The 22,060-nt window shown below is 66.2% G+C and carries 22 protein-coding genes and 1 pseudogene; 2 read left to right on the forward strand and 21 right to left on the reverse strand.

All coding sequences use genetic code 11. The annotated features are described in order from the left end of the window. Positions 1–110: 110 nt before the first annotated feature. The 5 genes from RS899_RS27720 to RS899_RS27740 all read right to left on the reverse strand — a co-directional run bounded on the left by RS899_RS27720 (position 111) and on the right by RS899_RS27740 (position 3,994). Positions 111–638 (reverse strand): REP-associated tyrosine transposase, encoded by a 528-nt coding sequence (locus tag RS899_RS27720; RefSeq protein WP_054910631.1) that lies wholly within the window; start codon positions 636–638, stop codon positions 111–113. Between the two features lie 133 nt (positions 639–771). Next, positions 772–1,224, reverse strand: a complete 453-nt coding sequence (locus RS899_RS27725; RefSeq protein ID WP_315808550.1) for a BRO family protein — start codon at positions 1,222–1,224, stop codon at positions 772–774. Positions 1,225–2,257: 1,033 nt separating this feature from the next. After that, on the reverse strand, positions 2,258–2,683 hold the full coding sequence (locus RS899_RS27730) for a GNAT family N-acetyltransferase (protein ID WP_315808551.1): 426 nt from the start codon (positions 2,681–2,683) through the stop codon (positions 2,258–2,260). Between the two features lie 105 nt (positions 2,684–2,788). Next, positions 2,789–3,103 (reverse strand): DUF2845 domain-containing protein, encoded by a 315-nt coding sequence (locus tag RS899_RS27735; protein ID WP_024766245.1) that lies wholly within the window; start codon positions 3,101–3,103, stop codon positions 2,789–2,791. Positions 3,104–3,190: 87 nt separating this feature from the next. Continuing rightward, entirely contained in the window at positions 3,191–3,994 is an 804-nt protein-coding gene (locus RS899_RS27740) for an NYN domain-containing protein (RefSeq protein WP_024766246.1), read from the reverse strand. A 202-nt stretch (positions 3,995–4,196) separates the two neighbouring features. Here RS899_RS27740 and RS899_RS27745 point away from each other — a divergent pair, with 202 nt between their 5' ends. Both RS899_RS27745 and RS899_RS27750 read left to right on the forward strand, forming a co-directional pair. Next, positions 4,197–4,472, forward strand: coding sequence for a hypothetical protein (locus RS899_RS27745; RefSeq protein WP_315808552.1), 276 nt, complete (start codon positions 4,197–4,199; stop codon positions 4,470–4,472). Positions 4,473–4,508: 36 nt separating this feature from the next. After that, the gene (locus tag RS899_RS27750; protein WP_315808553.1) at positions 4,509–4,754 is read left to right on the forward strand and encodes a hypothetical protein; all 246 of its coding nucleotides are present in this window, start codon (positions 4,509–4,511) and stop codon (positions 4,752–4,754) included. A gap of 56 nt (positions 4,755–4,810) precedes the next feature. Here RS899_RS27750 and siaD read toward each other — a convergent pair whose 3' ends face one another. The 16 genes and pseudogenes from siaD to RS899_RS27830 form a co-directional block, all read right to left on the reverse strand. Then, entirely contained in the window at positions 4,811–5,599 is a 789-nt protein-coding gene (gene siaD, locus RS899_RS27755) for a biofilm regulation diguanylate cyclase SiaD (RefSeq protein WP_054910626.1), read from the reverse strand. Between the two features lie 5 nt (positions 5,600–5,604). Next, a complete protein-coding gene (siaC, locus tag RS899_RS27760) occupies positions 5,605–5,985 on the reverse strand; it encodes a biofilm regulation phosphoprotein SiaC (protein ID WP_065348217.1) in 381 nt (126 codons plus the stop codon). A gap of 25 nt (positions 5,986–6,010) precedes the next feature. After that, positions 6,011–6,553, reverse strand: a pseudogene (gene siaB, locus RS899_RS27765) (biofilm regulation protein kinase SiaB). A 10-nt stretch (positions 6,554–6,563) separates the two neighbouring features. Beyond that, entirely contained in the window at positions 6,564–8,552 is a 1,989-nt protein-coding gene (gene siaA / locus RS899_RS27770) for a biofilm regulation protein phosphatase SiaA (protein WP_315808554.1), read from the reverse strand. Between the two features lie 190 nt (positions 8,553–8,742). Further along, on the reverse strand, positions 8,743–9,798 hold the full coding sequence (locus RS899_RS27775; protein WP_233296939.1) for a protein-glutamate methylesterase/protein-glutamine glutaminase: 1,056 nt from the start codon (positions 9,796–9,798) through the stop codon (positions 8,743–8,745). 15 nt (positions 9,799–9,813) lie between these two features. Beyond that, a complete protein-coding gene (gene cheD, locus RS899_RS27780) occupies positions 9,814–10,407 on the reverse strand; it encodes a chemoreceptor glutamine deamidase CheD (protein WP_054910299.1) in 594 nt (197 codons plus the stop codon). Further along, positions 10,407–11,249, reverse strand: coding sequence for a CheR family methyltransferase (locus RS899_RS27785; protein WP_315808555.1), 843 nt, complete (start codon positions 11,247–11,249; stop codon positions 10,407–10,409). The genes cheD and RS899_RS27785 overlap by 1 nt, the downstream gene beginning before the upstream one ends. Before the next feature lie 371 nt (positions 11,250–11,620). Further along, positions 11,621–13,645 carry a methyl-accepting chemotaxis protein gene (locus tag RS899_RS27790; protein ID WP_054910297.1) on the reverse strand — a complete coding sequence of 675 codons (2,025 nt, stop codon included), beginning with the start codon at positions 13,643–13,645 and terminating at the stop codon, positions 11,621–11,623. Positions 13,646–13,666: 21 nt separating this feature from the next. Beyond that, positions 13,667–14,152 carry a chemotaxis protein CheW gene (locus RS899_RS27795; RefSeq protein ID WP_037012409.1) on the reverse strand — a complete coding sequence of 162 codons (486 nt, stop codon included), beginning with the start codon at positions 14,150–14,152 and terminating at the stop codon, positions 13,667–13,669. Next, positions 14,139–16,040 (reverse strand): chemotaxis protein CheA, encoded by a 1,902-nt coding sequence (locus tag RS899_RS27800; RefSeq protein ID WP_315808556.1) that lies wholly within the window; start codon positions 16,038–16,040, stop codon positions 14,139–14,141. Before RS899_RS27800 ends, RS899_RS27795 begins: the two co-directional genes overlap by 14 nt. An 11-nt stretch (positions 16,041–16,051) precedes the next feature. Then, entirely contained in the window at positions 16,052–16,417 is a 366-nt protein-coding gene (locus RS899_RS27805; RefSeq protein WP_054910295.1) for a response regulator, read from the reverse strand. A 184-nt stretch (positions 16,418–16,601) separates the two neighbouring features. After that, positions 16,602–17,804, reverse strand: coding sequence for a methyl-accepting chemotaxis protein (locus tag RS899_RS27810; RefSeq protein WP_315808557.1), 1,203 nt, complete (start codon positions 17,802–17,804; stop codon positions 16,602–16,604). A gap of 426 nt (positions 17,805–18,230) precedes the next feature. Beyond that, entirely contained in the window at positions 18,231–19,589 is a 1,359-nt protein-coding gene (locus RS899_RS27815; RefSeq protein WP_233296943.1) for an 8-oxoguanine deaminase, read from the reverse strand. A gap of 278 nt (positions 19,590–19,867) precedes the next feature. Further along, on the reverse strand, positions 19,868–20,551 hold the full coding sequence (locus RS899_RS27820; RefSeq protein WP_315808558.1) for an SDR family oxidoreductase: 684 nt from the start codon (positions 20,549–20,551) through the stop codon (positions 19,868–19,870). A 48-nt stretch (positions 20,552–20,599) separates the two neighbouring features. Next, positions 20,600–21,400, reverse strand: coding sequence for an ABC transporter permease (locus tag RS899_RS27825; protein ID WP_054910291.1), 801 nt, complete (start codon positions 21,398–21,400; stop codon positions 20,600–20,602). Then, the gene (locus RS899_RS27830) at positions 21,397–22,020 is read right to left on the reverse strand and encodes an ABC transporter ATP-binding protein (protein ID WP_315808559.1); all 624 of its coding nucleotides are present in this window, start codon (positions 22,018–22,020) and stop codon (positions 21,397–21,399) included. Before RS899_RS27830 ends, RS899_RS27825 begins: the two co-directional genes overlap by 4 nt. Between the last annotated feature and the right edge of the window lie 40 nt (positions 22,021–22,060).

Below are 22,060 nucleotides of genomic sequence, written 5' to 3' on the forward strand. Positions count from 1 at the left end.
AGAAAGGCCGGTCCAGTGACCGGCCTTTCTCATTTGAGAGGATGCTGGGCAGACCACTCGCCATTCCGGCGGACGCATTCGTAGGATGGCGTGGAGCGCAGCGATACCCATCATTCCCCTGCGTCGATCTCTCCCATCGAGCTCCCGCCCCAGCCCTTCGCCAGCAGGCCATCGCGCACATATCGATGAAGCGAAGACCATCGCCAGTCCTCTGCGCGTAAGACATGGCCGTGTTTGCAGGGATTGAAATGGATGTAATCCACGTGCCGTGCGAAATCGGCGTCATCGCGAATCCGGTGCTCCCAGTAACGGCGCTGCCAGATGCCGCGTTCAGCGCTTTTGTGGCGGCTGGCGGAAATAGCCTCGCGCTTTGGCATTGCCCGCGAGAACTCGGTCTTGATCAGCCTCCAGCGGAGGGCGTAATCGGCGTCGCCTTCGGGCAGGGTGCAGATGGCATGCAGGTGATCGGGCAGGATGACGATAGCGTCGATCTGCCAGGGATGACGTTGTTGCGTGTAGCGGAAGGCTGCGCGGAGCAGATCGACGTTTTCCACCAGCAAGTGTGAGCGACGATCGGCCAGGGTGAGGGTGAAGAACCAGGTGGCACCCTCTGTTCTGTCGCGGCGGTATGAGGTCATGGTGCGCTCTGTCGGAATTGATGGGTATCGCTGCGCTCCACGCCATCCTACGTTCGAGGTCGCTTGCGGCTTTGCGGGAGCCGGCTGAAACCTTTGTAGGATGGGTGGAGCGTAGCGATACCCATGCTGCGGCTCAGGCGTGATCAAGCATCCGGGGGATTTCTTCCCAGCGCATCCACAGGCCGCCTTGCCAGTTCAGGAGCATGAGGCGGCGGGTGTCCCAGGTGAGATGGACGCGGCGCGGTGCGTTGGTTTCCGGGGTGTGCTGGTCGCGCAGTGTGGGGATCACATCCTGTGACAGCCAATGGTCGAGGGATTCGAGTTCCGGGTGGCCGAAGCGGACGAGGGCTTTGTAGGCGGCGGCTTCGCTGACCAGGATGGTTTCTTCTGTGCTGCCGGTGCGGTAGGTGAGGTGGACTGTCTGGACTTCGTGGGGGAAGAAGCGGTGGTGGAAGCTGTCGGGGTATTGGACGGACAGCAGGCGGGCGATATCGCGGGAGACGAACCAGGCCTGGTTGTCGATTATCAGGCCGCGCAGGAAGCGTTTTTTGCGGGTGAAGAAGGTTGGGGTGTAGGTGTCGTGCATAAGTGGAACTCCTAACGATTAAAGGAGCCGCACCTATGTCGCCAAACATAGGAGGCGGACCGCGCGGGGTTGGCGAACCGGACGTCAGGTCCCGGCAGACCCGGAGGTCTCCCCGCGCGATCCGCCATAAGCGTTGCAGAAATTTCTGCAGGGTGCGCGGGGGCCTACAAAAACATTCGCTGTTTTCGTAAGCACCTGTGGGCGCTATCGCGCCTGACGTCTCTGGGTCGCCAAACCCAGGTCACGGATGTGACAGGGCGAGGATAGGAATGGCAGGTGTGCTCAACAAGAAGCCGTTTCCGGCGTGCGTGTAGGAGCGAGCTTGCTCGCGAACAGCGCAGCACCGGAGTTCCCCGTGTAGCAGCGGACCTTGTCCGCGATCGCGCGGACAGCGCTCCCGCAGGTTGGCTTCTGTGCTTGAGTTTTGTTGGCGTGTCGTCCGGATGATCAGCGTCGCTTCGGCATGCGCGTGGGCTTCCTGTTTCGCCCCCTCGGGCGAGTCACTTTCTCAAACGCCAGAAAGTAACCAAAGGGCTTGCCCCTCCATCCGGTTTTTCGCTTAGGTGAAAAATTCCCCCGTTGAATCGAAGTTTCAGGGGCACGCGCTGACGGGCCATCCCTGGCCCGGCAGCGCTCTCGCGGCATCCATGCCGCTCAACCCCTGAAACTCCGATTCAACGGGGCCTCCTGAAAGGGGCGGTTCGGCGTGCGTGGGTGTTTTTCTGGAAGTCTTTAGGAGCCGGAGCCGGAGCCGGAGCCGGGACGTAGGGCGAATAACCCGGAACGGGTTATTCGCCAAAACGGCGGATAACGCCGGGGCCGTTATGCGCCCTACGGGAGCTGTTCGTGCCGGCTGACACGGTGGTTTCGCTATGCACCGAACGGTCCCCTCTCCCTCCGGGAGAGGGTTAGGGTGAGGGGTGGCCGAGCCCGGGCGTCATGCGGGGCGCTGGCTATCGGAAATGCGCCGAGAGGGCCGGCGTTGTGCGGGTTCGCGAGCAAGCTCGCTCCTACAAGAGCGGGAGAGTGGCAATCAGCCCAGGTGTTTCTTCAGGTAGATGCGCTGATGCCCCGGCGGGCAATCCTCGAGCACGCCCATGCGCTCGAAGCCCTGTTTCTCGTAGAAACCGGGAGCCTGGAAGCTGTAGGTGTAGAGGAACAGGCCGACGCAGCCGCGGCGGCGGGCTTCGTCTTCGGCCAGGGCGATGAGCTGGCTGCCCAGGCCGCTGCCGCGCTGGTCGTCCTGCAGCCAGAGGTAGTCGATGTAGAGCCAGCCCATGCCGGATTGGCCGAACATGCCGCCGACCACTTCGCCTTCCGCGTTGCGGGCGTAGAGTTCGAAGTCGTCGTAGGTGTTGCTGCGGCCCATCTGCCCGAGGTTGTAGGTGAGCAGGCCCTTGACCACGACGTCGCGTGCCTGCGGGTCGATGCCGAGGGTGAAGTTGAATGGCGTTTGCATGGTGCCCTCCGGATTGGCGAAGGCGACCAGTCTAGGGAGATGCCGCTGCCATGGGTAGGCGTCTTTGGTAGCGGCGGGCGTGCTGGGACGAGTGGCGCGGGAAGCTCAGAGTAGCTCCTTGCGCGACATGTTGATCGACAGCAGCTTGGTATCGCGGAAGAACAGATAACGATAGGCCCCGCCGCTGGGGCCGTACATCCAGGTTTCCAGTTGGGCTTCGCCAGGAATGAGCTTACCGGTCGAGTCGCGCCGAGGAGGCCTGGGAGGGACGATCACGCGTTTGGCAGGCTCGCCGCACTTGGCGAGGACTTCGTCCATCGGGTCGCCTTCGTTGATCAGGCTGGTGCCGCAGCGCAATGTGCCGGCATGGGCGCCGCTCGCAGCGAGCAGGGCCAGCAGGGGGATCAGCAGGAAGCGCATGGGATTGCTCCGCAGAGATGCTCACGCCCGACTTTAACCGTCAGGCGTGGCGTGTTCGTTGAGCGGGGGCAGTGCAGGGCGACGTTCTCAGCGCGCGGTGCCCACGTTGCGCACATACAGGTCCTTGCCGCCGCTACCGCCGCCGCGTGCCTGCAGCTCGAAGCGCTTGGGATGGCCCTTGATCAGGTCGCTGAGCTTCTTGAAGCCGTAAAGGCGCGGGTCGAATGCAGGCTGCAGCTTGCCGATGTTCTGCCCCAGGGCGCCCAACTGGACCCAGTCGTCATCGTCGCCGTCGATGTCGTCGAGCACCTTGGCGATGAAGTCCAGCGGGACCTTTTGCGATTTGCGCTTGGCCGCGGGTTTGGGCGTGTCGTTGGCGCTCGGGGCGGCCGTCTTGTCGGTGACGGGCACCGGCTCGACGGGGGCTTCGGGCGTGGCACGGAGGATTTCGGTGTAGATGAACTTGTCGCAGGCGGAGACGAACGGCTTGGGCGTCTTCTCCTCGCCGAAGCCGTAGACGGTCAGCCCTTCCTCGCGCAGGCGTGCGGCCAGGCGGGTGAAGTCGCTGTCGCTGGAGACCAGGCAGAAGCCGTCGAAGCGGCGGGTGTAGAGCAGGTCCATGGCGTCGATGATCAGCGCGCTGTCGGTGGCGTTCTTGCCGCTGGTGTAGGCGAACTGCTGCATGGGCTGGATGGAGTGGTCCAGCAGTACCTGCTTCCACTTGCCCAGGTTGGGCTTGGTCCAGTCGCCGTAGATGCGCTTGACGCTGGCGACGCCGTACTTGGCTATCTCCTCGAACAGGCCCTCGACAATGGCGGCGGGGGCGTTGTCGGCGTCGATCAGGACGGCGAGGTGCGTCTGCTGGCGCGGAGTGGGGGATCTGGTGGCCATGCTGCATCCTTTCCTGTGATTCACACGACCATAGTGCGCCGGGCTGCTCACCACAACCTTGCTGCAAGTCCGGATTTGCGAAAGATGTCATTGCGCCACTATGGTGGCGGGCTTATTCTCCGCCACCGTTCAGGGAGGGACGCGGCGGCGTCATTGGATCGCGAACTGCCTGCGCACCCTATTCGCCATCGAAGGAATGACCATGTTTCGCTTTCTCTGCGTTTCCCTTTTCGCGGTTCTGCTGACCGGCTGCGCCTCTTCGGCGAAGGTCGAGAACATGCAGATCAATGACCAGCAGGCGCACACCCAGAGCTACGACGCCGCACTGCGCGACAACCTCCAGGTTGCTGATGTCGAGGGTGGCAAGAAGACCAACCCGATGTGGACCTCGCAGATCGATGGCGCCGATTTCCGCGCTGCGCTGGAACAATCCCTGGGCAAGGCCGGCCTGCTCGGCCAAGGCGACAAGGCTGCCTAGTCGCTGCGTACCAAGCTGGTCAGCCTCGACCAACCGGTGTTCGGCTTCAACTTCACCGTCACCTCGACCGTCGAGTACAGCCTGGTGGAAAACGCCGGCGGCCGCGTGGTCTGGCAGGAAACCGTGAAGGAGCCCTTCACCGCTGGCGTGGGCGATGCGTTCTACGGCGTGACGCGGCTGCGCCTGGCCAACGAGGGCTCGGCCCGTGCCAACATCAACACCCTGCTGCAACGCCTGGGTGGCCTGAAGCTGGGCGCCGGTCAGGTGTCGCTGCAGAACTGATTGCGCGCCACAAGGAAAAGCCCGGCCATGGCCGGGCTTTTTTCATGGAGCCGCCGTTACGCCGTGGCGAACTCGCACTTGTCGCGCCCGCTGCGCTTGGCGTCCAGCAGGGCGGCGTCGGCGCGGCTGAGGGTCTGGGAGTAGCTCTCGCCCGGATGATGCTCGGCGACGCCGAAGCTGGCGGTGACCGACAGGGCGTTGGTGCCCACGCGCACGGCGAGGCAGCGGATGTCGTTGCGCACGCGCTCGATGATCGCGGCGGCGTCGGTGAGGCGGGTGTCCGGCAGGATCAGCAGGAATTCCTCGCCGCCCCAGCGGCCGCAGAGGTCGTACTGGCGCAGGGCGGATTCCATGGCGCGGCCGATCTCCACCAGCACGCGGTCGCCGACCTCGTGGCCCCAGGTGTCGTTGACCTGCTTGAAACGGTCGACGTCGAGCATGGCCAGCACGTAGGACTCGCCGTGGCGCTGGGCGCGCTCGCTTTCTTCGCGGAGGCGCTCCATCAGCAGGCGCCGGTTGGCGATGCCGGTGAGGGTGTCGTGGGTCGAGGCTTCCTTCAGCGCGACGTTGAGGTCGCGCATCATGTCCTGGTAGCGGTCGGAGATGCGCGCGACCTTTTCCAGCTGGCGCAGCTGCTTGTGGTAGCGCTCGGACAGCGTGCTGTTCTGCTGCCGGGCCATGGACTGGAAGCCGTCGGAAATCCGCGCGATGCGCTCCAGGCGCGCGAGCTGGTCGAGGGACTGCTGGTGCTTCTGGTACAGGGCCTCGCGCAGGGGGTGCCCTTCGTACTGTGGGTCGGCCAGCAGGTCTTCGATCAGCAGGTCCAGCTCGCGCTCGCTAGTCATGGCTCTTACTCGTCGTAGGCTTGGATGACGAACGGGAAGGTACAGTCCTCGCGGAATTCCTCGGCCAGTTCGGCGACACGCTCGTTGCGTCGGTCGTAGTGCCACGCCACTCGGGTGGTGCGGCCCTGGCCGTGGGCTTCTTCGAGCAGGTCGAAGATGTCCATCATGGCCTTGATCGAGCTGGTGTTGAGGTACAGCAGGCGCAGATCGAGTTCCAGCGGGCGCTGTTCCTCGGTGAGGAAGCGTTCGACCCACTCGATGACCTGGCCGAACAGCTCATAGGAGTTCTCCGGGTAGGAGTCGCCCTGCATCGCGAGGATGCCGGCCTGCCAGTCGCCGTGGATCTGTGGGGTGGATTGGGTACCGTTGACGTGGAGATCGCTCATATCGGGTCTTCCTGAATTTCGCAGATCAGATCACGGCGCGCAGGCTGAAGAAGGCGCGGCCGTCGGGTTGTTCGGTGAGAGATGTTTTCAGGGGCGCGCTGGACTTGCGGGCAATGTCCAGCAGGCCCAGGCCGGCGCCGGTGGAGGCTTCAGCGTCGCGCGGGCGGCGCAGCTGCTCCTTTTAGGCGGCCTTGAGCTGGGCCTTGTCCAGCCCGGCGATGGCTTCGATGCTGCGCACCAGGCCCTGGCCGTCCGCCAGCTCCACCAGGTTGCCGGCGGAGACCACGTAGTGGCCTTCGTCGTCGCGGGCAATGGCCACGGTGGCCGAGGCTTCCTGGTCGTTGTAGCCGCGCAGGGAAGCGTAGTGGCGGATGTTCTGGGTCATCTCGATGTAGACGGCGAATACGTCCATCGCTTCGCTGGGGTGTGCCTGCTCGGCCTGCATGTAGTTGCGCAGCGCGTGGCCGATTTCTTCGATCAGGCTGCGCGAGATGGGCCCGTTGAAGCAGAGCAATATGCGTTGCCGGGTGTAGCTTTCGCGCATGGCCAACAGATCTAGCGATTCCATGGAATAACCCCTAGTCGAAGCGGAAAGAAAGAATGGTGATGTCGTCGCGTTGCGGCTGCTCACCCTGGTACTGGGCGAGGGTAGCGGCGAACACGTCAGCCTGCTCGGCCAGCGGCCTGCGCGCGTGGTTGCGCAGCAGGTCGGCGAAGCGGCTGTTGCCGAAGCCGAAGCCGTGCTCGCCGCCGGCCTGGTCGAGGAAGCCGTCGGTGCACAGGTAGTAGGTCCAGCCGGCTTCCATCGGGATTTCCACGTCCTGATAGTCGCCTTGGCGCTTGTCGCCGATGGCGCGGCGCGCGCCCTTGTACTCGCGCACGTCGTTGCCGTCGCTGGCGAACAGGGAAATCTTCGCCCCGGAGAAATGCAGCAGCTTGCGCTGGTGGTCGACTCGTACCAGGCCCGCGTCCATGTTGGTGGCCAGCGAGTTGGTGAACTCTTCCTGGCCGAGCATGCCGCGCATGACGTGGTCGGTCTCGCGCAGGATGGCCGCCGGGTCATGGCTCTGCACGCTGTCGATGGCGTGGTCGATGGCCGCCAGGGCGAGCATGGTCATCAACGCGCCGGGCACGCCGTGGCCGGCGCAGTCGACGACGCCTATCAGGCTGTCCATGGGGCCTTCGCGGTAGATGTAGAAGTCGCCACCGACCACGTCGCGCGGCTTCCACAGGACGAAGTGGTGCTCGCCCAGGGACGCCTGCAGCTGGCGGTCGGGGAGGATGGCGCGCTGGATCAGGCTGGCGTAGTCGATGGAATCGCCGATCTTCTTCTGCGCGGCGGCCATCTCGCGGTTGGCCTTTTCCAGTGCCTGGGTGCGCTGCTGGACCTTGTCTTCCAGCTCCTCGGTGTGCCGGCGGACCTGGTCGGCCATGCTGGCGAAGGCGCTGGAAAGCTCGCCGATCTCGTCCGGGCGGGTGCGCGGCAGTGGGCTGTCGTACTGCCCGGCGGCAATCGCCTTGGCCGACTGCTTGAGGCCGCGCAGCGGGCGCAGTACCAGCAGGTCGACGGTGTAGGCGAAGCCGATCAGCAGGATCGCCAGCAACCCGGCGAGGGTGCCCACCAGCGGCCAGATCCAGCGGCTGTCGAGCACCTGGGCGGCGTGCAGGTCGATGGCGCTGAGCACGTGCCAGCGCAGCTGTGGGATGTAGGCGGTGGCGATCAGCTGTTCCTTGCCGTCGATGGTGCCCCACATGGTTTCCACTTCGCCGGGGTTGGCCTCGGCCTGGCGCAGGGTCTGGCGCAGGGCGGTACGCTCCTGGTCATTGCCCAGCAGGTCGAACACGTGGTGCTTGGCCTGGCCACTGGAGCCGGAGGAATAGGCGATCAGATTGGTGTCGGGGTGCGCCTGGATGGCGCCGTCCGGGTCGACGATCATCGGCGTCACCCCGGCCTCGCGGCGCGAGATGAACTGGTCGAGGAACTCGGTGAGGTCCAGGCCGCCACCGGCCAGGCCGACCTTCTCGTTGCCGGCGCGCACCACCATGTTGAACCAGACCTTGGTGACCTTCAGCTTGGCGTCGTAGTTGACGTTGATGTTGTAGGTCTCGTCGCGGGCCAGGGTATCGAAGTACCAGCGGTCCTGCGGGTCGGTGTCGCTCAGGGTGTAGCGCGGGGAATTGGAGAGCGGCGAGCTGGAGTCGTTGAAGTAGTAGTGGCGCGAGGAGTCCACCACGACGAAATAGGAGTAGTTGTGCTGGTCTGCGCGGAAGCCTTCGGCCTCGCGGAAGAACAGCGAGCGGCGCGCCGGGTCGTTCTCGGCCAGCAGCCAGTCCTGGGTGACCACGGACTCCGCCAGGCGCCGTGAGAGCGCCAGCTCGCGGATCACCGGTGCGATGATCTTCTGCTGGTTGAGCAGCGTGAAGTTTCTCGCGAAGGCGAGGCCGAAATGCGTGCGGATGTCTTCCATGGCCTTCCAGCCCAGCATGACTGCCGGTACCAGCGCCAGGAGACAGGCGATGAGCAATGCCACCACCGATTTGCCGCGCAACCCCCATCTTGCCGCCATGGCTATCTCGTTTCCCCGTGTCGCCCGCCGTGTGCCGGTCTTTTGGCGAAAGCTCAATTGTGCATTTTGTATACGGGCACAATCAAACCAAATTGATATCGGATCGCCATATATTTGGCGCCGGTCAATTGGCCTGAGTCTAGACCCTGTGTGAAAAGTCGCTCGGCAGTGCGGGGCGATTCCCGCAGAACTAGACGCGATTCCCACTTCCGCTCTGCCGCGCCTGCTGTAGGAGCGAACCGGCTATGCGCTCCAGCGGCAGGACTTCCTTGGCCGCACCCAGCTCCACGGCCTCGCGGGGCATGCCGTAGACGACGCAAGTCGCCTCGTCCTGGGCGACGGTATGGCCGCCGGCCTGGCGGATCGCCTGCAAGCCCCGGGCCCCATCCTTGCCCATGCCGGTGAGCAGCGCGGCGATGAGGTTGCGCCCGGCGCAGCGGGCGAGGGAGTTGAACATCACGTCCACCGCCGGCCTGTGGCCATTCACCGCAGCCTCGCGGTGCAGCCGCACGACGTAGTTGGCGCCGCTGCGCTGCACTTCCATATGGAAATCGCCCGGTGCGACCAGCACGTGGCCGGGGAGGATGCGGTCGCCATCGCGGGCTTCGCGCACGGACAGGCGCGTCTGTCGGTCGAGTCGTTCGGCGTAGGACTTGGTGAAGCCTGGTGGCATGTGCAGGGTCACGACGGTGCCGGGGCAGTCCGGCGGCAAGCCGAGCAGGACTTCCTTGATGGCCTCGGTGCCACCGGTGGAGGCACCGATGGCAAAAATCTTCTCGGTGCTCAGCAGCGGCGCGCTGCTCGTTGCCGGTGCGCCCGACACGGTGGCGGGGCGCGCGCGGGGCAGCCGGGCGCGGGCGGCGGCCTTGAGCTTGGCGCAGATTTCCTCGGCGTAGGCCTGCATGCCTTCGGCGATGCCCAGGCGCGGCTTGGCGATGAAGTCGATGGCGCCCAGCTCCAGGGCGCGCAGGGTGGCTTCGGAGCCCTTCTCGGTCAGCGAGGAAATCATCAGCACGGGCGTCGGCCGGCCCTTCATCAGCTTGTCGAGGAAGGTCAGGCCGTCCATGCGCGGCATTTCCACGTCCAGGGTGATGACGTCCGGCGAGTGCTGCTTGATCAGATCGCGGGCGACGAAGGCGTCGGGCGCGGCGCCCACCAGTTGCAGCTCCGGGTCGTTCTGGATGATGTCCTTGAGCAGGCTGCGAATCAGCGCCGAGTCGTCGACGATCAGGACCTTGACGGCCATCGGGCGTCCCTCCGTTCAGAACAGGTCAATGCTCCCGCCGCGCTCCCGACGGGACAGTTGCTGGCAGTACTGCCGCTCGCGCTGCAGCACCGTGTCGTTGGCCAGGGTGCGCAGCTTGCGCACCAGCACCCGGCCGCTGCCGGGAAAGAAGTAGACCTTGCGCGGGTGCACGTCGAGCAGGTCCTGGGCGAGCAGGGGGATGCCCTCGTTCTCCAGGTACTGCAGGACGAACTCGACGTTGCGCTGGCCGACGTCGGCGCTGAGGTTCTTCAGCACCGAGCCGCCGCCGAACACCTTGGCCTCGAAGTGCCTGCGCTGGGCGCCGCGGCGCATCAGGCCGTTGATCAGCAGGTCCATGGCATGCACGCCGTAGCGTCCGGAGTTGGACATCAGGCCCTGCACGCCGGTATCGCCGGGCAGCATGAAGTGGTTCATGCCGCCCAGCCCGCTGCTGCGGTCGCGCAGGCAGACCGAGACGCAGGAGCCGAGCACGGTGACCAGCATCAGCGGCTCGGCGGTGACGTAGCACTCGCCGGGCAGCAGCTTCACCGCTTCCATGCCAAAGCGCGGGTCGTAGTAGCGATTGGGTTGGTCCAGGGCTGCGCCCATCAGTGGCTCCCCACCGCCTGGTAGGTCGTGCGCCCTACCGAACGGACCAGGTGGCTGGCGTGGACGAAGTTTTCCGAGTGCCCGGCGAAGAACAGCCCGCCCGGCCGCAGCAGGCGCACCATGCGTTCGAGCAGGCGGGTCTGGGTCGGCTTGTCGAAATAGATCATCACGTTGCGGCAGAAGATCGCGTCCAGGTTGCCGGGGATACCCCAGTCGCGGTCCAGCAGGTTGATCTGCCGGTAATCGATCATCTGCCGCAGCTCGCGCACCACCCGCGCCTTGCCGGCGTTGCCGCCGGTGCCGCGGAGGAAGAAGCGCTTCTTCTGGGCCGGAGTCAGCGCTTCGAGGCGCTCCAGCGGGTAGATGCCCTGGCGCGCGTGGCCGAGCACGCCGGTGTCGATGTCCGAGGCGATCAGCTCCAGCGGCGGGCTGAAGCTGCCCAGGGCGTCCACCAGGGTCATGGCCATGGAGTAGGGCTCCTCGCCGGTGCTGGAGGCGGTGGACCAGAAGCGCAGCGGCTGGTGGTCGCGCAGTTGCTCGGCGGCGAAGCGGCCCAGGTGGTCGAAATGATGCTTCTCGCGGAAGAAGGCGGTGAGGTTGGTGGTCAGTGCGTTGACGAACTGCTGCCACTCGTCCTCATGGCTTTCCAGGTAGGCGAAGTACTCGGCGAAGCTGCCCAGGCGCAGGCTGCGCAGGCGCCGCGAGAGACGGCTGTAGACCAGTTGCTGCTTGTTCTCCGAGAGGCTGATGCCGGCGTGCCGATACAGGCGCTCACGCACCTGCTGGAAGTCCCGGCGGGTGTAGTGGAATTCGTGCTCGGGGGCGGGCAGGTGGATGGGCATTGGTTGGTCTCGCAGGTGAGCGGATTGCGTTGGGCGCATAACCTCGAACGGGTTATCCGCCGCGATGGCGGATAACCCGTTCGAGGTTATGCGCCCTACTTCATTCGTCTGATCGGGATAGCTCTGCGCTGGGCGTTGCCCTCTCCCTAACCCTCTCCCTGAAGGGAGAGGGGACTGAATGGCATCAAGTGGAACTCCGTGCTTCCCGGCCACGCCGATCGGCTCCCTCTCCCTTCAGGGAGAGGGCTGGGGAGAGGGACTCTTCATGCGCCAAGCCCTCATGGGAAACCCATCCGTGACCATCCCTGGTCCGCCCGCGGCGGCCGACCCTCCCATTGCTCCGGCCGCCGCCATCCTTCAGCCCCGCCCGATCAGAACTCTTCCCAGTCGTCTTCCTTGCCCTTGGCGCGCACTGCCTTGGCCACGCCGCGGGCGGCGCGCGAGGTGTGCGCAGTCGGTTCGGCGCGGGCCGGGCGGGCAGAGGCCAGCGGCACCACGGTGGCCGCGATGGTCTCCAGCTTGAACACCCCGACCTGCTGGTTGAGCATGCCGGCCTGCTCCTGCAGGGCCTCGGCCGACGCAGCGGCCTCTTCTACCAGGGCAGCGTTCTGCTGGGTCATCTCGTCCATCTGCGACACGGCGCCGTTCACTTCCTCGATGCCGCTGCTCTGCTCGGCAGAGGCGGCGGCGATCTCCGCCATGATGTCGGTGACGCGCTTGATCGCCACCACGATGTCGCTCATGGTCTGGCCGGCCTGGGCGACCAGGGTGTTGCCGCTCTCGACCTTGTCCACCGAGTCGTTGATCAGCGTCTTGATCTCCTTGGCGGCGGCGGCGGAGCGCTGCGCCAAGGTGCGTACTTCACCGGCCACCACGGCGAAGCCACGGCCCTGCTCGCCGGCGCGCGCCGCTTCCACCGCGGCGTTGAGCGCGAGGATGTTGGTCTGGAAGGCGATGCCGTCGATCACGCCGATGATGTCGGCGATCTTGCGTGCGGAGTCGTTGATCGCGGACATGGTGCCCACCACCTTCTGCACCACGCTGCCGCCCTCGGTGGCGACTTCGGAAGCGTTCACCGCCAGCGAGTTGGCCTGGCGCGCATTCTCGGCGTTGAGCTTCACGGTGCTGGTCAGCTCTTCCATGCTCGAGGCGGTTTCTTCCAGGCTGGAAGCCTGCTGCTCGGTGCGGGTGGAGAGCTCGGCGTTGCCGCTGGCGATCTCGCTGGCGGCGGTGTGGATGGTGTCGGCCGCCTCGCGGATCTGCCCGAGCATGCGCGACAGGCTCTGTGCGGTCTCGTTGGCATAGTCCTTCAGCTCGCCGAAGGTGCCCTGGTAGTCGGCGTCGATGCGCTGGGTCAGGTCACCCTGGGCCAGGGCGCCAAGTACGCGGGTAACGTCGCGCAGGCCCTTGTCGGCGGTGTCCACCAGGTTGTTCAGGCCGGTGGCGATCTTCAGGAAGAAGCCCTCCTTGTTCGAGGCTTCGATGCGCTTGCTGAAGTCGCCGGCGACGGCGGCGTCCACCAGTTGCGAGACTTCCTGCTCGGCGCGGAATTCCTCGGTGCGGTCGGTCCACTGCACCGCCGAACCCAGGCGCTCGCCGGCATCGTTGAACACCGGCACCACATCGAGGGCGAAGCGGCGGCCGCCCAGGTTCAGCTCGGCCTTATGCCGCGCGGTGAGGTGCGCGAGCATGCCGCGCTGGTGCGCCGGGTTCTTGTGGAACATGTCGATGTTGGCGCCCATCAGGCGGCTGGCGTTGAAGTTCGGCAGCTGCTTGCGGATGTCGGCCTCGGCATTGCCGAGCATCTCGGTGACGGTGCGGTTCATGTAGATGATGTCGAGATCGTTGTTGGCGATCATCACGTTGGCCGAGACGTTATCCAGCGCACTCTTGATCCGCGCGTTGTACTCGGCGGCGTCGGCGTTGGCCTTGAGGCTGTCGCGCACGCCGTCGATGGCCTCGGTGATGATGGCTTTCTTGCCCGGCAGGCGGTCCATCTCCACCGAGTAGTCACCCTTGCCGTAGGCGGTCACGGTAGCAACCACCTTCATTTTCACCGCGATGTGCGCGGCGACCAGGTCGTTGATGCCCTTGGCGATGCGCGCCGGGCGGCCGGCGAACTTGTCCACCGGGATCACCTCGTCGATCCAGCCCAGCTCGTGCTGGCGCGTCATCTCCACCAGCCCGGCCTCCAGGGCTTCGGCCTGGGCCAGTTCCGTGCGCTGCTCGCGCAGGCTGCGCTGGACATTGCGCAGCCCGTCGTACAGGCGCTCGTAGCCGGGCGCGGGGGCTTCGCCGATGGCGACGTCGAGGTTGCCGTCCACCAGGCTGTGGAGGATGGCGGTGATGCGGTCGGCGCGTTGCTGCGCCACGGCGTGTGCGTTGAACAGACCCATGCTGTTTGTCCTCGGTCGCGATCAGGCGGCGGTTTCGTCGACCAGCGCCATCTCACGGCTGGTCATGAGTTTTTCGATGTCCACCAGGATGAGCATCCGCTCACCCGCGGTGGCCAGGCCCAGCAGATACTCGGTGTCGAAGCTGGCAGCGAATTCGGGGCGCGGCTTGATCTCCTCGCCGGCCAGGGCGATCACGTCGGAGACCGAATCCACCACCGCGCCGACGATGCGCCGGCCGACGTTGAGGATGATCACCACGGTGAACTGGTCGTAGCTGATGTCGGCCAGGTTGAACTTGATGCGCAGGTCGACGATGGGAACGATGGCGCCGCGCAGGTTGATCACGCCCTTGATGAAGGCGGGAGCGTTGGCGATCGCCGTGACCTGGTCGTAGCCACGGATTTCCTGCACGCGCAGGATGTCGATGGCGTATTCCTCGCGGCCCAGGGTGAAGGTCAGGTACTCCTGCACCGGGCTGCTTGCCGCGCTGGCTTCAGCTGCGCTCATGGGTGGGTTCTCCTTGTGCCGCCAGACGTGGCAGGGCATCGACATCGAGGATCAGGGCGACGCTGCCGTCGCCCATGATGGTGGCGCCGGCGATCCCGTCGATCCGGCGGAAGTTCTGTTCCAGGCTCTTGATCACCACCTGCTGCTGGCCGACCAGTTCGTCCACCTGCAGGGCGAAGCTCTTGCCCTCGGATTCGAGAATCACCACGATCCCCTGCTCCGGCGGCATGGGCTCGGCGCCGATGCGCAGCAATTGGTTGAGGGAGAACAGCGGCAGGTATTCGCCGCGCACGCGGATCACCGTCGACTCCTCGCCGGCCAGCCCGCGCACGTCGTCGGCGCGGGCCTGCAGCGACTCGACGATGTAGGTCAGCGGCACCACGTAGTTGACCTGCTCCACGGCGACGATCAGGCCGTCGAGGATGGCCAGGGTCAGCGGCAGGCGGATGCTCATGCGGGTGCCCATGCCCGGTGCCGAATCGATGTCGATCCGCCCGCCCATGGCCTGGATGTTGCGCCGCACCACGTCCATGCCGACGCCGCGGCCGGACAGCTCGGTAACCGCTTCGGCGGTGGAGAAGCCGGGCATGAAGATCAGTTGCCAGACTTCCGCGTCGGTCATCCCGTCGTGCACCGGCAGGCCCTTTTCGCGGGCCTTGGCGAGGATGCGCTCGCGCGACAGGCCGCGGCCGTCATCGGAGATTTCCACCACCACGCTGCCACCCTGGTGGCTGGCGGCGAGCTTCACCGAGCCCTGCGCCGGCTTGCCGGCCGCCAGGCGTTCGGCGGGCGTCTCGATGCCGTGGTCGATGCTGTTGCGGACAATGTGGGTGAGCGGGTCGCTGAGTTTTTCGATGACGCTCTTGTCCAGTTCGGTGTGCTCGCCCTGGAGGATCAGTTCGACCTGCTTGCCCAGGCGCGCGGAGGTGTCGTGCACCAGGCGCGGGAAGCGGCTGAAGATGAAGCTGATCGGCAGCATGCGGATCGACATCACCGATTCCTGCAGGTCGCGGGTGTTGTGCTCGAGCTGCGCCAGGGCCTGCTGCAGGCGCTCGAAGTGCGCGGGATCGAGGTCCTCGCTGAGCTGGCTGAGCATGGCCTGGGTGATGACCAGCTCGCCGACCAGGTTGATCAGGCTGTCGATCTTCTCGACGCTGACGCGGATGGAGCTGGATTCGCTGTCAGGGCGCGGCGCGGCGGCTGCCTTCGCCACGGTCGGTGCGGCTTTTGGCGCTTCGCTGGCGGCGGCTGGAGCGGCGGCGGGTGCGCCCGGTGCCTTGTCGAAGATGCCGTAGGGCTCGACGGGGCTGGCGTCCGGCGCGCCGGGGGCGTCGTCGAAGAAACCGAAATCGTCGTCACTGCTGGCGACCGCTGCGCTGGCGCCGGGCATGCCGGGCGCATCGTCGAAGAAGCCGAAGTCCTCTTCGCTGGCGCTGGTCCCTGCCGCGGCAGGAGCGTCTTCGAACAGGCCGGAGTGGTTATCGGCGGTTGCTGCAGCCGGTGCTGCCAGCCAGGCGCGCAGGCGCTCCACGGTGGCGGCGACGGGCACGTCCGGATCGGGCACCTGGCTGCGGTGTGCGTCGAGCAGGCGCTGCAATACGTCTCGGGCTTCGAGGAACGCGCCGATCATGTCCACGTGCAGGGCAGTCTGCCCGCAACGGATACGGTCGAGCAGCGTCTCCAGCTCGTGGGTCACGGCGGTCAGGTCGTCGAAGCCGAACATGCCGCTGGAGCCCTTGATCGAGTGCGCCGCGCGGAAGATGCCATTGAGCGTCTCGGCGTCCGGCTGATCGAGGTCGAGCCCGATCAGCAGGAGTTCGAGGGTCGCCAGGTGTTCGTCGGTTTCCTCGAAGAACACCTGGAGGAATTGCTCCATACCGGTAGCCATTCAGGATTCCCCTAGGGCAGGACCTTGCGGGTCACTTCCAGCAGCTTCGGCGGGTCGAACGGCTTGACCAGCCAGCCGGTGGCGCCGGCGCTCTTGCCCTGCTGTTTCATGGCGTCGCTGGATTCGGTGGTGAGCATCAGGATCGGCGTGCTGCGGTAGCCGGCCATGTCGCGCAGGCTGCGGATCAGCGACAGGCCGTCCATGTTCGGCATGTTCTGGTCGGTGAAGACCAGGTTGTAGGTCTTGCGCTGGGCCTTGCCCAGGCCGTCCTTGCCGTCCACGGCCTCGTCCACCTCGTAGCCGGCGGACTTGAGCGTGAAGCTCAGCATCTGCCGGATCGAGGCCGAGTCATCGACGATCAGAATCTGCTTTCCCATTGCGTTGGTTCTCCTCGGATTGCAATGCGTTTGTTGTCGCCAGGCGCACAGAAACTCGCGCCATCCCGGCGCGCGGAAATGGTGTGTGGGGCTCAGCCGATGAGGGCGAGGTTGGCGAGCCAGCGTTCGTTAAAGCGGGCGAAGACGGACTGCAGCATGTCGGGGCTCCTGCTTTGCCTTCAGTTCAGAACAGTTCCACCTCGCCAGCGCTGAGGCTGGTCTGGGCGACCGGATTGCTCAGGGGGCGACCGAGTTCGGCGACTTCGCCGCGCAGGCGCTCGCCCCACTCGCCGGGCTCGCGGCCGTCCAGCGCGCCCAGGCCCACGGCGAGTGCGCCGAGGCGGGCGCTGTGCTTGCCGACCTGGCCGAGCAACTGGCTGCTCATGTCCTGGAATTGCAGGGCGGTGACCGCGGCGTTGACGCCGTCGCCCACTTCCAGGGAGATGCGGTCCAGCTCCTGCACCACCTTCACGGTGTGCTGGTTCATGGCGTCGAGGTCGTCGAGCATGTGCTGGATCTTCCTGCGCGAATCCAGGGCGAAGCTCATGTCCTTGTCGGCCAGCTGGCTGATGGCGCCTTCGGCGTCCTTGATCTCGTGGTAGACCACGTCGACGTGTTCGCGGATGGCCTGGGAGAAGTGCGTGGAGCGGGTCGACAGCGCGCGCACCTCGTCGGCCACCACGGCGAATCCACGGCCGCTTTCGCCGGCGCGGGCGGCCTCGATGGCGGCGTTGAGGGCCAGCAGGTTGGTCTGCTTGGCGATGGCGTCCATGTCCTGGGTGGACTGCAGGATCTCGGCGATCTTGTGGGTCACGCGGTCCATGCGCTCGACCAGTTGCTGCGAGGTGCGGCTGGTTTCCAGGGTGGCTTCGACGAACAGCCCGAGGGTTTCCTGGGTGGCGTGGATGAAGCGCTGGAAGTCGATGTCGCCGTCCATGTGGCCGCGGCCGTCGTAGCGTTCGATCAGCGAGTGGGACAGGCCGCGCTGGGTGTCGATGCGATCAGCGAGGGCGTGGAAGCTGTCGGTCAGCTGGCGGATCGCCTGGTGCAGGAGGCTGTCGATCTGGTGGGTATGGCCGTTGAGCTGGGCCAGGTGGCTTTCCACGGCTTCCTGCAGCGGGCGCCACTGAGGCAGCTCGTCGCTGTGCAGCGTGACTGCCTGCGCCTCGGCGGCGGCCTTGCCGGTGCCGCACAGCAGGCTGCTCAGCACCAGGCTGGAGATCCAGCCGATCGGCAGCATCCACCAGAACGGCACGCCGACCGCGCAGAGTGCGGCGACCACCGCCCAGGGCAGGGTCTGGATGATGAGGCGCCGCGGCCAATCCTGGCCGGCTTCTTGAACCGCCAGAGGGTCCAACTGTGAATCGCGCATTGAAGTGCACTCCATTGCCGGGCGCCGGTAACCGGGCCAAACGGCTGCTGACAACGTCTTGAGCAGGAATTCGGCCCGGCGATTTAAAACTAGAGTGCCAATGGGTGATGTCAAACTGACGGCATATTCCCGTCGCAAGGGATAGACCCTTGATCTAGAGGGGTTTTCAGTGAATGACCGCTTGTCGCGGCTGTTTGGATGGCGACGGGCGGTAGTGCGCAGCCCTTGTGTGGCGCGGGCTGTAGCGATTTTTCGATGGCAAAACGTGCCCGCGGGAATGGCATCCGGAGCCACGTGATGGTCTTCGGTCAGGAAGCTTGTCGGCAGGCTGGGTAGAGCGGATTACAGGCGAGCCGATATTCGCTCGGGGCTTGCCCTCACCCCAACCCTCCCCCATAGGGTTAGGGTGAGGGGCTCCGCTCGTATGGGCGCGGAAGGTATTTACAGCGTACCGAGCAGCTTGCGCGCCGCCTGGGTGTGGTCGGCGATCAGGCGCTTGAGGTCGAGGCCTTCGACCTCACCGTCGACGACGCGCCAGGTGCCGCCGATCATGATCCGGTCGGCCTTGTCGGCGCCGCACAGCAGCAGCGCGGAGAGCGGGTCGTGGCTGCCGGAGAAGCGCAGTTCGTCGAGCTTGAACAGCGCAAGGTCCGCCTGCTTGCCCACGGCCAGTTCGCCGATGTCGCTGCGGCCGATGAGCTTGGCCGAGCCTTTGGTGGCCCAGCCCAGCGCGCGTTCCGGGGTGATCTGCTCGGCGCCGTAGCGCAGGCGCTGGATGTACAGGGCCTGGCGGGCTTCAAGGATCATGTTGGAGGCGTCGTTGGAGGCCGAGCCGTCCACGCCGATGCCCACCGGCGCGCCGGCGGCTTCCAGCGCCACGGTCGGGCAGATGCCCGAGGCCAGGCGCATGTTCGAGCTGGGGCAGTGGCAGACGCCGGTACCGGCGGCGCCCAGGCGCTGGATTTCCTCATCGTTGAAGTGGATGCCGTGGGCCAGCCAGGTGCGCGGGCCGAGCCAGCCGACGCTGTCCAGGTAATCCACGGTGCGCTGGCCGAAGCGCTGCAGGCAGAAGTCCTCTTCATCCAGGGTTTCGGCGAGGTGGGTGTGCAGGCGCACGTCTTCGCGCTCGGCCAGTTCGGCGCTGGCGCGCATGATTTCCGGGGTGACCGAGAAGGGCGAGCAGGGCGCCAGGGCGATCTGCACCTGGGCGCCTTCGCCGCGCTGGTGGTACTCGCGGATCAGCCGCTGGCTGTCGTCGAGAATGTCTTCGGCGCTCTGCACGGTCTGTTGCGGCGGCAGGCCACCGTCGGCTTCGCCCAGGCTCATGGAGCCACGGGTGAGCATGGCGCGCATGCCCAGTTCCTGGACCACGCCGGCCTGCACGTCGATGGCCTGCTCGAGGCCGTCGGGGAACAGGTAGTGGTGGTCGGCGGCGGTGGTGCAGCCCGAGAGCAGCAGTTCAGCCAGGGCAACCTTGGTGGCCACGCCGAGCTGGTCAGGAGTCAGGCGCGCCCATACCGGGTACAGGGTCTTCAGCCAGGGGAACAGCGGCTGGTTCACCACCGGCGCCCAGGCGCGGGTGAGGGTCTGGTAGAAGTGGTGGTGGGTGTTGATCAGGCCGGGCGTCAGCACATGCTGGCTGGCGTCGAAGGTCTGCTGGACGGGAGCCGAGGGCTGCTGGCCGGCAGCGACCAGTTCGACGATGCGGCCGTCCTGGACGACGATGCCGCCTCGGGCGTCCTGATCATTAGCGGTGAAGATGGCCAGCGGGTTGCGCAGCCAGAGACGCGGGGAAGACATGGATGAATTCTCCAAACGGACGGAGCCGTTCGTTCGAGCCGGCTCCATGGGTTCATGGGAAGCCAGCTCAGTGTTCACCCTGTCTGCTGATCCAGGTTCCCTCGCACCCTAGCGGTTCGCTGCGCGTCGGCCATGCGGCGTTGGCGATTGTCGAGAAATGCTCATTGACTGGAGTCAACTGCGCTTTCTCGCCAACCGCCGCCTTGCCTGGCTCTAGCTCGCAGAACCTGACATGGGGGTCAAGAGAACGCTCATAGTAACGGGCTCGAATGCCGTCGTCACCAGTCGATCGTCGTTCCCTGGTAGTCCAGGTAGAACTGGCCGCCACGGCCGGCGTGGCCTTCGACCTGGTCGGCAAGGCCTTTCACGCTGGTCTGCACGTCCAGCGGCGCGGACTCGCCGCCCATGTCGGTGCGCACCCAGCCCGGATGCAGGTTGAGCACGGTGATGCCGGTTTCGCCCAGTTCGGCGACGAAGCTACGGGTCAGCGAATTGAGCGCCGCCTTGCTCGCGCGGTACAGCGCCATGCCGCCGGATTCATTGCCGGCGACGCTGCCCAGTTCGGAGGTCATGAAGGCCAGCACGCCGTTGTCGCCGTCCAGGCGCGGCAGCAGGCGTTCGGCCAGGCGCAGCGGGGCGATGGCGTTGACCATGAACAGCTGGCCGACATCGGCGAGATTGGCGTCGATGGCCGATTGGTGCGGCGGACCGTAGATGCCGGCGTTGATGTAGATGAGATCGAAGCGTGTGCCGGCAAGGGTTTCGGCGAGGCGGTCCTGGGAGTGCACGTCGTCCAGCAGGAGTGACTCGACACGTACCGGCAGTGCGGCCAGTTCGCCGGGTTGGTTGGCGTCGCGCACGGTGGCGGTGACGTCCCAGCCGCGGTCCAGCAACTCGCGCACGAGGCCCAGGCCGAGGCCGCGCGAGGCGCCGATGATCAAGGCGGATTTCGGGGTGGTCATGGCAGGCTCCTGTGGCGGGGAAAGGTGCCCAGCATACGCCAGCGCCGCTCAGTCGTCGGCACGCAGGCGATCCAGGCGCAGGCGCTCGCGCGGGTCGGTCAGCCGCCACAGCGACAGGTACACCGCGCCCAGTGCGGCGATGAACCCCGCGCCGGCGAGCAGGAACATCAGCAGGATCTGGTAGCGCGCGGCATCCAGTGGGTCCATGCCGGCGAGGATCTGGCCGGTCATGATGCCCGGCAGGGTGATGATGCCGGCGGCGGCCATCTGGTTCAGCGTGGGAATCAGCCCGGTGTAGAGCGCGCGGCGGATTGGCCCGCTGAGTGCCGTGTGGCGGTCGGCGCCCAGGGCCAGGCGCGCCTCGATGGCCGCGCGCTCGCGGGTGACGTTGGCGAACACCTGGTTCAGCGCCAGGCTGGCGGCGTTCATCGCCGTGCCGAGGATGATGCCCACCAGCGGAATGGCGTGGCGCGCGTCGTACCACGGGGTTGGCCGCAGGCTACCGGCCAGGGCGAACAGGGCGATGCCCAGGGTGGCGATGCCGACCGCGCTGCCGCCGATGCCCAGGTGCCAGAGGCCGGTCAGCTGCCGGCGCTGCCGCGAGCCAACCTCGAAGGTCGCCGCGCCAAGCATCACGGCGATTACCAGCGCCGTGAGCCAGGGCGAGGACAGTGCAAACACCTGGCGAAGGAAGAATCCCACCAGCACGAGTTGTACTACCAGGCGCGCGGCGGAGATCAGCAGCGTGCGTTGCAGGCCCAGGCGCAGCGCCCAGGACAGCGCCGCCGCCGCGACGATCAGCAGCCCCGCCAGGGCCAGCTCCGGCACGCTCAATTGCAGCGGCGTCATGGGTGCAGCTCCGTCAGTCCGTCGTGGTCCAGGTGCAGTTGCCGCTCGCCGAGGCGCCGCGCCTGTTCGGCATCGTGGGTCACCACCAGCAGGCCCATGCCTTGCACCTTGGCCGCCAGCAACAGGCGTTCGACATGCTCGCGATTGTCCGGGTCCAGCGCGGCGGTGGGTTCGTCCAGCAGCAGGAAATGCGGGCGTTGCAGCAAGGCGCGCAGCAGGGCCAGGCGCTGCCGTTCGCCGCTGGACAGATGCGCGACCTGCGCCTGCAGCCGCGCCGGGTCGAGATTGAGCTGCGGGAGCAGCCGGCGGGCGCCGTCGAGGTCGCTGAAGTGCGTGGCAACGTCGTCTTCCCACCAGCCGGATTCGGCCGGCACATAGGTCACCCAGCGTCGCCAGACATGGGCCGGCTGGCTCTCGCGGTTCACCCCGCCGAGGCTGACCTCGCCCTGGTTCGGGTCGAGGTCGGCAAGCAGGCGCAGCAGCAGGCTCTTGCCGACCCCCGAAGGGCCGCTGAGCACCGTGCAGTGGCCGGGTTCCAGGTCGAGATCGAATGGCCCGCTGAGTGCACCGCGCAGAGCGCGCGCGCTCAACGTGCCGGCGGGAAAGGGAGAAGGGCTCATGGGATTGGCTACGCGACCGTGACGCTGGCGAGGATAGCGC

This window comes from Pseudomonas sp. C9-3 (assembly GCF_032392015.1).
In the GTDB taxonomy this organism is placed as follows: domain Bacteria; phylum Pseudomonadota; class Gammaproteobacteria; order Pseudomonadales; family Pseudomonadaceae; genus Pseudomonas; species Pseudomonas nitroreducens.

Bases quoted from the DNA above. Each gene is read 5' to 3' on its own strand.
- RS899_RS27820 (WP_315808558.1), bottom strand. From the start codon at position 20,551: ATGACCACCCCGAAATCCGCCTTGATCATCGGCGCCTCGCGCGGCCTC.
- RS899_RS27815 (WP_233296943.1), bottom strand. From the start codon at position 19,589: ATGTCTTCCCCGCGTCTCTGGCTGCGCAACCCGCTGGCCATCTTCACC.
- RS899_RS27735 (WP_024766245.1), bottom strand. From the start codon at position 3,103: ATGCGCTTCCTGCTGATCCCCCTGCTGGCCCTGCTCGCTGCGAGCGGC.
- RS899_RS27725 (WP_315808550.1), bottom strand. From the start codon at position 1,224: ATGCACGACACCTACACCCCAACCTTCTTCACCCGCAAAAAACGCTTC.
- RS899_RS27810 (WP_315808557.1), bottom strand. From the start codon at position 17,804: ATGGAGTGCACTTCAATGCGCGATTCACAGTTGGACCCTCTGGCGGTT.
- RS899_RS27830 (WP_315808559.1), bottom strand. From the start codon at position 22,020: ATGAGCCCTTCTCCCTTTCCCGCCGGCACGTTGAGCGCGCGCGCTCTG.
- RS899_RS27785 (WP_315808555.1), bottom strand. From the start codon at position 11,249: ATGCCCATCCACCTGCCCGCCCCCGAGCACGAATTCCACTACACCCGC.
- RS899_RS27795 (WP_037012409.1), bottom strand. From the start codon at position 14,152: ATGAGCGCAGCTGAAGCCAGCGCGGCAAGCAGCCCGGTGCAGGAGTAC.
- RS899_RS27790 (WP_054910297.1), bottom strand. From the start codon at position 13,645: ATGGGTCTGTTCAACGCACACGCCGTGGCGCAGCAACGCGCCGACCGC.
- RS899_RS27720 (WP_054910631.1), bottom strand. From the start codon at position 638: ATGACCTCATACCGCCGCGACAGAACAGAGGGTGCCACCTGGTTCTTC.
- RS899_RS27740 (WP_024766246.1), bottom strand. From the start codon at position 3,994: ATGGCCACCAGATCCCCCACTCCGCGCCAGCAGACGCACCTCGCCGTC.
- RS899_RS27800 (WP_315808556.1), bottom strand. From the start codon at position 16,040: ATGGCTACCGGTATGGAGCAATTCCTCCAGGTGTTCTTCGAGGAAACC.
- RS899_RS27775 (WP_233296939.1), bottom strand. From the start codon at position 9,798: ATGGCCGTCAAGGTCCTGATCGTCGACGACTCGGCGCTGATTCGCAGC.
- siaD (WP_054910626.1), bottom strand. From the start codon at position 5,599: ATGACTAGCGAGCGCGAGCTGGACCTGCTGATCGAAGACCTGCTGGCC.
- RS899_RS27825 (WP_054910291.1), bottom strand. From the start codon at position 21,400: ATGACGCCGCTGCAATTGAGCGTGCCGGAGCTGGCCCTGGCGGGGCTG.
- siaA (WP_315808554.1), bottom strand. From the start codon at position 8,552: ATGGCGGCAAGATGGGGGTTGCGCGGCAAATCGGTGGTGGCATTGCTC.
- siaC (WP_065348217.1), bottom strand. From the start codon at position 5,985: ATGAGCGATCTCCACGTCAACGGTACCCAATCCACCCCACAGATCCAC.
- RS899_RS27730 (WP_315808551.1), bottom strand. From the start codon at position 2,683: ATGCAAACGCCATTCAACTTCACCCTCGGCATCGACCCGCAGGCACGC.
- cheD (WP_054910299.1), bottom strand. From the start codon at position 10,407: ATGGGCGCAGCCCTGGACCAACCCAATCGCTACTACGACCCGCGCTTT.
- RS899_RS27805 (WP_054910295.1), bottom strand. From the start codon at position 16,417: ATGGGAAAGCAGATTCTGATCGTCGATGACTCGGCCTCGATCCGGCAG.
- RS899_RS27745 (WP_315808552.1), top strand. From the start codon at position 4,197: ATGTTTCGCTTTCTCTGCGTTTCCCTTTTCGCGGTTCTGCTGACCGGC.